The sequence below is a fragment of the Noviherbaspirillum denitrificans genome (genome assembly GCF_002211445.1).
GTDB classification, from domain to species: Bacteria; Pseudomonadota; Gammaproteobacteria; order Burkholderiales; family Burkholderiaceae_D; genus Noviherbaspirillum; species Noviherbaspirillum denitrificans.
Genome location: NZ_LSTO01000001.1, coordinates 3,204,243 through 3,211,408 on the forward strand (window position 1 = coordinate 3,204,243; position 7,166 = coordinate 3,211,408).

General features: G+C 62.3%; 7 protein-coding genes. All 7 read right to left on the minus strand.

Annotated features, from left to right (window positions below; all coding sequences use genetic code 11):
- The coding region (locus AYR66_RS29610; protein ID WP_206047190.1) for a flagellar motor protein MotB at positions 1–604 on the minus strand (604 nt) is incomplete at its 3' end.
- Between the two features lie 10 nt (positions 605–614).
- The gene (locus AYR66_RS15495) at positions 615–1,352 is read right to left on the minus strand and encodes a flagellar motor protein (RefSeq protein ID WP_088708245.1); all 738 of its coding nucleotides are present in this window, start codon (positions 1,350–1,352) and stop codon (positions 615–617) included.
- Entirely contained in the window at positions 1,334–2,065 is a 732-nt protein-coding gene (locus AYR66_RS15500; protein ID WP_088708246.1) for an RNA polymerase sigma factor FliA, read from the minus strand. Before AYR66_RS15500 ends, AYR66_RS15495 begins: the two co-directional genes overlap by 19 nt.
- Before the next feature lie 44 nt (positions 2,066–2,109).
- The gene (locus tag AYR66_RS15505) at positions 2,110–2,919 is read right to left on the minus strand and encodes a MinD/ParA family ATP-binding protein (RefSeq protein ID WP_088708247.1); all 810 of its coding nucleotides are present in this window, start codon (positions 2,917–2,919) and stop codon (positions 2,110–2,112) included.
- The gene (gene flhF, locus AYR66_RS15510; RefSeq protein WP_088708248.1) at positions 2,912–4,243 is read right to left on the minus strand and encodes a flagellar biosynthesis GTPase FlhF; all 1,332 of its coding nucleotides are present in this window, start codon (positions 4,241–4,243) and stop codon (positions 2,912–2,914) included. Before flhF ends, AYR66_RS15505 begins: the two co-directional genes overlap by 8 nt.
- Positions 4,240–6,330 (minus strand): flagellar biosynthesis protein FlhA, encoded by a 2,091-nt coding sequence (flhA, locus tag AYR66_RS15515; RefSeq protein WP_088708249.1) that lies wholly within the window; start codon positions 6,328–6,330, stop codon positions 4,240–4,242. The genes flhF and flhA overlap by 4 nt, the downstream gene beginning before the upstream one ends.
- The coding region (gene flhB, locus AYR66_RS15520; protein ID WP_088709838.1) for a flagellar type III secretion system protein FlhB at positions 6,327–7,166 on the minus strand (840 nt) is incomplete at its 5' end. The genes flhA and flhB, both read right to left, overlap by 4 nt.

The window sequence follows — 7,166 nt, forward strand, 5'->3', positions numbered from 1 at the left end:
CGATACCGCTGTCAATCAGCAACCTCACCACGCTCGACGCCCGCACGGCGGACAGTTCCCAATTGGACGGAAACTGTGCGTTCTTGATCGGTACGCTGTCGGTATGCCCTTCCACCTGGATGGCGTGGCCGACGCTCTTGAGCACCTCCGCCACGGCGCGCAGGGCTTCGACACTTTCGCCGGAAAGCCTTGCATCACCCGGCGAGAACAACACGCTCGCATTGATCTCGACATTTACGCCGCGCGCGCTCTGGGTCACACGCACCTTGCCCTGCTGGACGAGGGGCGCCATCACGTCCTGGATGTTGCGCGCCACTGTGGTCAGCTGCTCCTTCTCGCGCCGCAATGCCTCGGCGTTGCGGTTCCGCTGTGGCAGAGCACGCGGCAAGCCGGCCGGCGCGTTTTCCCCCTGGACCGGCGACACCGGCACGCGCCCGAACGCATTCACCAGTGAATTCGACAACACGCGGTACTTGCCTTCGTTGATGGAGGAAAGCGCGTACATCACCACAAAGAATGCAAACAGCAGGGTGATGAAATCGGCATAGGAGACCATCCAACGATCGTGGTTGTCGGTATCGTCGTCGAATCTCTTTCGCGCCATAAGAGCCTCTCTAGCGGTACGCGAGGATGCGTTCTTCGATGATGCGCGCGTTGTCGCCGTTGGCGACGCTGCAGAACACGTCGGTCAGCATTTCGCGCCGGCGCACTTCGTCGGCCACGAGGGACTTGAGCTTGTTGGCAATGGGCAGGAAGACCAGGTTGGCCAGGCCAACACCATACACGGTCGCGACAAAGGCAACGGCAATGCCGCCGCCCAGCTTGCTGGGTTCGGTAAGGTTCTCCATCACCTGGATCAGGCCGAGCACGGCGCCGAGAATGCCGATCGTCGGTGCGTACCCGCCTGCGGCTTCCCAGATCCTGACGGCCTGCCGTTCGCGCCGTTCATAGGTGGAGATATCGACATCGAGGATTTCGCGGATCTTGTAGGGATCGATGCCGTCCACGATCAGGCGCAGCCCCTTGACGGTGAAAGCGTCCTGCACGGATTCGACATAGCGCTCGAGGCTGAGCAAGCCTTCGCGGCGCGCCGTCGCGCTCCAGATGGTGATTTGCTGCGCCAGCCCGATGGTCTTGTCCTCCGGCGGCACGAAGATCCAGCGCAGCATGCGCGCGCCGCGCAGGAAGGTCTGCGTTCCGCTCTGCAGCAAGACAGCGCCCATGGTGCCGATCACGACGATCACGAAGGCCGCCGGCTGGATCAGCGAATCGAGATGCCCGCCCTCCAGCGCCTGGCCGGACAGGACAGCGATGACGGCGAGCGCGAGGCCGGCTAGGCTAGCCCAGTCCACGCCTGCTCCCGCAACCTGGAACGCATGCGCGCGATTGCCTGGCTGTGCAACTGGCAGACGCGCGATTCGGACACGCCCATGACGGCGCCAATTTCCTTCAGGTTCATTTCCTGCTCATAGTAGAGGCCCATGAGGATCTTTTCCCGCTCGGGAAGCGCCTCGATGGCGCGGATGACCGCTCCGCGGAAGCCGCTGTTCATCAGCGCCTGCAGCGGATCGCTCTGTTCGTCGATGCAATAGCGATCGAGGAAGTGATCGCTCTCGTCCTTGTCGTGGAAATCTTCGTAATAGACCAGCTGGTGGCCGCTGCCTTCGTTGAGCATCTCCTGATACTCTTCCAGCGAAATCTTCAGTTCCTTCGCGATTTCCGTCTCGAGCGGCACCCGTCCCAGCCTCTGTTGCAATTTATTCATTGCAACTTCAATCTTGCGCATGTTCTGGCGGATGCTGCGGGGTAGCCAGTCACTGTTGCGCAGCTCATCGAGCATCGCTCCACGTATACGCTGCACCGCATAGGTTTCGAATTGCGCACCGTGGTTTTCCTCGTAGCGGTTGACGGCGTCGAGCAAGCCGATCATGCCGGCCTGGATCAGGTCGTCCACTTCCACGCTCGGCGGAAGTTTCGCCTTCATCTGGTGTGCCAGTTTCTTTACCAGAGGCGCATGCTCCTCCAGCAACTGGTTCTTGTCGGTTTTTCCGCTGACGGTGTACATAGTTTTAGGGTGCGTGCATCTGCACCATTATCAGAACCGTCATGTTATCCCGCTGCGGCCATATCCGACAATACAACCCTCCCTGCCAGACGCCTGAATGCGACCGACGCACCCGCGAGCGGGAACGCGTCGACCACCGCGCGGCCGAGATGCATCGCGCGCTTCAAATGTTCATCCGCGGGCACCGAGCCCATGGAGTTCAGCTTGACAGCCAGATAACGGTTTGCCGCCTTGGCCATGTTTTCAAAGACGACCTGTGCTTCCGCATCGGTCGCTCCGGTGACAAGAATACTGAACGGACGGCGGCCGAGCTTGTGGTTCAGGCGCTTGATGAGGGTATAGGCGGACTTGATGGAGTCCGGGTTGTTGGCCACCTGTACGACGATTTCCGTTTCGTTAAGCGCGGGAATCGCGAGCGAATCTTCCCGGTCGAGCTCGGCGTCCACCACGACGATATCGGCACGCGTTGAGATCTGCTCGAATGCATCGTCGAGACGGCTTGCAAGCTCGACATCCTTTACCGCTGTGCGTTGCGGACCACGCTTCAACGCCACCACGCCAAAACCTTGCGGCATCGGCAGGATAGCCTCTTCCAGACGGCGCTCCTGCCGCGCCACCTGCGTCAGCGTCGCGCCGCGCAAGCCATTGAGGCGGGAGGCAATGCCTTCCGACTGGAGGCTGGCATCGACGAGCAGCACATCACGCCCGGCTTGCGCCAGCGATGCGCCGAGATTGACCAGCATCGCGCCCTTTTCCTCACCGGTTGCCGCAGACAGGAAGGTGAATACGCGTGGCTTCGGCCCTGCCAGCATGCGCCGCAGGCCTTCGGCCTGATCGAAGTCAAAACTAGCCAAGGGTCACCTCGCGCAAGCCTTTGTCATTCATCGCCGCGGCAGCGCTGCCGATGATCAGCGGCAGCTCGTCGTCCTGGTACTGGAACGGCGCGGTCTCGCGCTTGAGCTTGAACGCACGGTCCACGAGATAGTGCTGGTTGGGCACATGCAGGTCTTCCGGCACGCGCTGGCCATTGGCAACGTAGTACAGGTTGAGCTTCTGGCGGATCAGCACGTCGAGCACGTTGCCGACGGTGGCCGCCTCATCCAGCTTGGTGATGATGCAGCCGGCGAGCCCGCCACCCTGGTAGGAACGCACCACTTCGCTCAGCGTCTCGCCGGTGGAGGTGGCGGACATGCAGAGCAGGCGCTTGACCTTGGCATCGGTGCCGGACAGCATCGCGATCTGCTCGCCCACCATCTTATCGCGCTGGCCCATGCCGACGGTATCGATCAGCACGGTATGCTTGTTCTTCAGCTCATCCAGCGCGATGCGCAGGTCGGTTTCATCCTTGACCGAATGCACCATCACACCGAGGATCTTGCCGTAGATGCGCAGCTGTTCATAGCCGCCGATACGATAGCCGTCCGTCGTGATCAATGCGAGCTTGCCTGCACCATGGCGCATCACGCAGCGTGCCGCGAGCTTAGCCGTGGTGGTCGTCTTGCCGACACCGGTCGGACCGACCAGCGCATAGACGCCGCCCTTTTCGAGGATTTCGTTTTCGTTGGCGATCACGTTCAGGTTGCGCGCCAGGACCGACTTCACCCAGGCCAGTCCGCTTTCCATCTTTTCGCCTGCCGGCAGCTTTTGCGTCAGGTAACGCGCGAGGCTGGCGCTGAAGCCGGCGGACAGCAGTTCGCGCATGACATCGGCCTTGATCGGCTCGCGCTTCTGCTGGCTGCTCCATGCGATTTCGGCGAGCTGCGATTCAAGCATGCCGCGCATCGCACGCAGCTCGGACATGACTTCGGAGATGTCGGCACTGTGTGCGCCAGCGTTGGAGGAAGCGCGGCTCGCGGCAAGCGCATCGGCCAGATTGGATGCCTGGTCGCTTTCGACTCTCTGCGCAGCGGCAAACGAGGGTGACGCCGCCGGGGCAACGTGCTCCGGCTGGCGCTTGACGCCGAAGGCAGCCAGTGTCGATTCCGACAGGTTCGGCTTCACGGGCTTTTCGATGACCGGCTCCGCAAGGGATGACATGTCCTCCGGCGCAAGCGCCAGGATTTCAACCATGCCGTTGATCGTCCGGTTGGAGAGAATTACCGCGTCTGGCCCCAGCGCTTCGCGCACCAGGCGCCATGCATCGCGCGAGGTCTTGGCGGAGAATTTTCTTACGTTCATGCTTGGCCTCCAACTAGGCTTGTAACTCGTATCGTCTTGGAATCAGGAAGTTCGGCGTGCGACAGGACCCGCAGCTGCGGCAGCGCACGGCGCAGGAAGCGCGCGAGCAGCGGACGCAGCGGACCCGGCACCAGCAGGACCGGCGGCAGGCCCATCTGCTCCTGCTGCTGCGCGGCGCGTTCGGTCTGTGCGGCGATGTTGTCGGCCAGTCCGGGCTCGATGCCGGCGCCCTCCGGACCGCCGGTCTGCAGTGCCTGCATCAGGATGCGTTCCAGGCGGCTGTCGAGGGTAATGACCGACAGCTCGTTCGACGTCGGGAAAATCTGCTGCACGATGGCGCGGCCGAGGGCAATGCGCACCTGTGCAGTAAGTTCGTTCGGGTCCTGCGTGACCGGTCCGTACTCGGACAGCGTCTCGATGATCGTGCGCATGTCGCGGATATGGACGCCTTCGGCGAGCAGGTTCTGCAGCACCTTTTGCAGGACGGACAGTGACACGACTTTCGGCACCAGGTCCTCGACCAGCTTGGGCGATTCCTTGGCAAGATGGTCGAGCAGTTGCTGCACTTCCTGGCGGCCGAGCAGTTCGGCTGCGTGCGTCGTGATCAGGTGGTTCAGGTGGGTTGCGATGACAGTGCCGGCGTCGACCACCGTGTAGCCCATCGCCTGTGCCTGTTCGCGCATGCCTGCGTCGATCCAGGTCGCGGGCAGGCCGAATGCCGGATCGGTCGTCGGCGTGCCCGGCAAGGCGCCCTGCGCCATGCCCGGGTTGATCGCGAGGAACTGGCCGACATAAGCCTCGCCGCTGCCGACTTCCACGCCCTTGAGCGCGATGCGGTATGCCGACGGCTTGAGCTCGAGGTTATCGCGAATATGCACAGGCGGGGACAGGAAGCCGACTTCCTGCGCAAACTTCTTCCGGATGCCCTTGATCCGCCGCAGCAGTTCGCCGCTCTGTCCCTTGTCGACCAGCGGAATCAGGCGATAGCCGACTTCGAGGCCGAGCGTATCGACCGGCATGATGTCCTGCCAGGTCGCTTCTTCCATTTCCGGTGCCGCTACCGGTGCCACTTCCTGCTCGACCGGGGGCGCTTCAGCGATCTTCGCCTTGCGCTTCTTCATCAGGTAAGCGCCACCGCCGAGCGCGCCGCCCAGCAGCAGGAAGGCGATGTGCGGCATACCGGGAATGATGCCGAGACCGCCGATAATTGCGCCGGTGATGTACAGGACTTCCGGCTTCGCAAAGAGCTGGTTGATCAGCTGGCCGCCGATATCCTGCTCGCTCGCCACGCGCGACACCACGACGCCTGCCGCGGTCGAGATGATGAGCGACGGGATCTGCGCGACGAGGCCGTCACCGATGGCGAGCAGCGTGTAGTTCTTGATCGCGGAATCGAAGGCGAGGTCGTGCTGCACCATGCCGACGATCAGTCCGCCGAAAATATTGATGACCGTGACCAGGATGCCAGCGACGGCGTCGCCGCGGACGTATTTGCTCGCACCGTCCATGGCGCCGTAGAACTCTGCTTCCTGCGCCACTTCGGTACGGCGGCTGCGGGCTTCCTGTTCGCCGATCAGGCCGGCATTCAGGTCGGCATCGATTGCCATCTGCTTGCCCGGCATTGCGTCGAGGGCGAAGCGCGCGCCAACCTCGGCGATACGGCCTGCGCCCTTGGTGACGACGACGAAGTTGATGATGGTGAGGATGATGAACACGACGATACCGACCGTGTAATTTCCGCCGATCAGGAAGTGGCCAAAGGCTTCAATGACCTTGCCGGCGGCGTCCGGGCCGGTATGGCCTTCGGTCAGCACGACGCGTGTCGACGCCACGTTCAGCGACAGGCGCAGCATGGTGCTCACCAGCAGCACGGTCGGGAACACCATGAAATCCAGCGGCTTGACGGTGTACAGGCTGGTCAGCAGCACGATGATGGACAGCGCGATATTGAAGCTGAAGAAGATATCGAGCGCGAATGCCGGCAATGGCAAAATCATCATTGCCAGCATCATGATAATGAGGATAGGCGCGGCCAGCGCCTTGTTCGCCGAACCGGACAGCCATGCGGGGAGCGTCAGGCCGTTCATTGCATTGTCCCGTTATTGCCAGGCGCGCCGGAAGCGGCATTATGCGGATCGAGTTCCGGCGGCACCGCGATGTCGCCCGGCACTGCAGGCTTCATACCGCCATGGGTGCTGTAGGTGCGCAGCTGGAAGACATAGGCAAGCACCTCGGCGACCGCGGTGTACAGTGCGGCCGGAATCTCGTCGCCGAGATCGGTGTGGCGATAGAGGGCACGCGCGAGCGGCGGCGCTTCCAACATCGCGACTTTGTGTTCTGCGGCGATTTCACGAATCTTCGCTGCCACTTCGTCAGCACCCTTGGCAACCACGGTCGGGGCGCGCATCTTGCCTTCGGTGTATTTCAGCGCGACGGCATAGTGGGTCGGGTTGGTCACCACGACATCGGCGGTCGGAATTTCAGACATCATGCGACGCTTGGCCATTTCACGCTGCATCTGGCGGATGCGCGCCTTGACCATCGGGTCGCCGTCGGATTCCTTGGCTTCCTGGCGGACTTCTTCGCGCGTCATCTTCAGCTTGTCGGCGTAGTTCCACAGTACGTAGGGAACATCGATCAGCGCAATGATGACCAGCCCGAACACGATGGTAAGGAAGCCGGTCAGCAGGAGGTCGCCCATGTGCGCCCAGCCGGTATGCAGCGGCTCGGCGCTCAGCGCCAGCATTTGCTCCGTCTGGCCGGAGATGACCATCCATGCGATGGTGCCGACCAGGACGGTTTTTCCGATGGCCTTGACCAATTCGACCAGGGCGCGCTTGGAGAACATGTTCCCCAGTCCGCTCATCGGATTGAGCCGGCCGAAATTGGGCATCAACGCCTTGGTACTGAACAGCCACCCGCC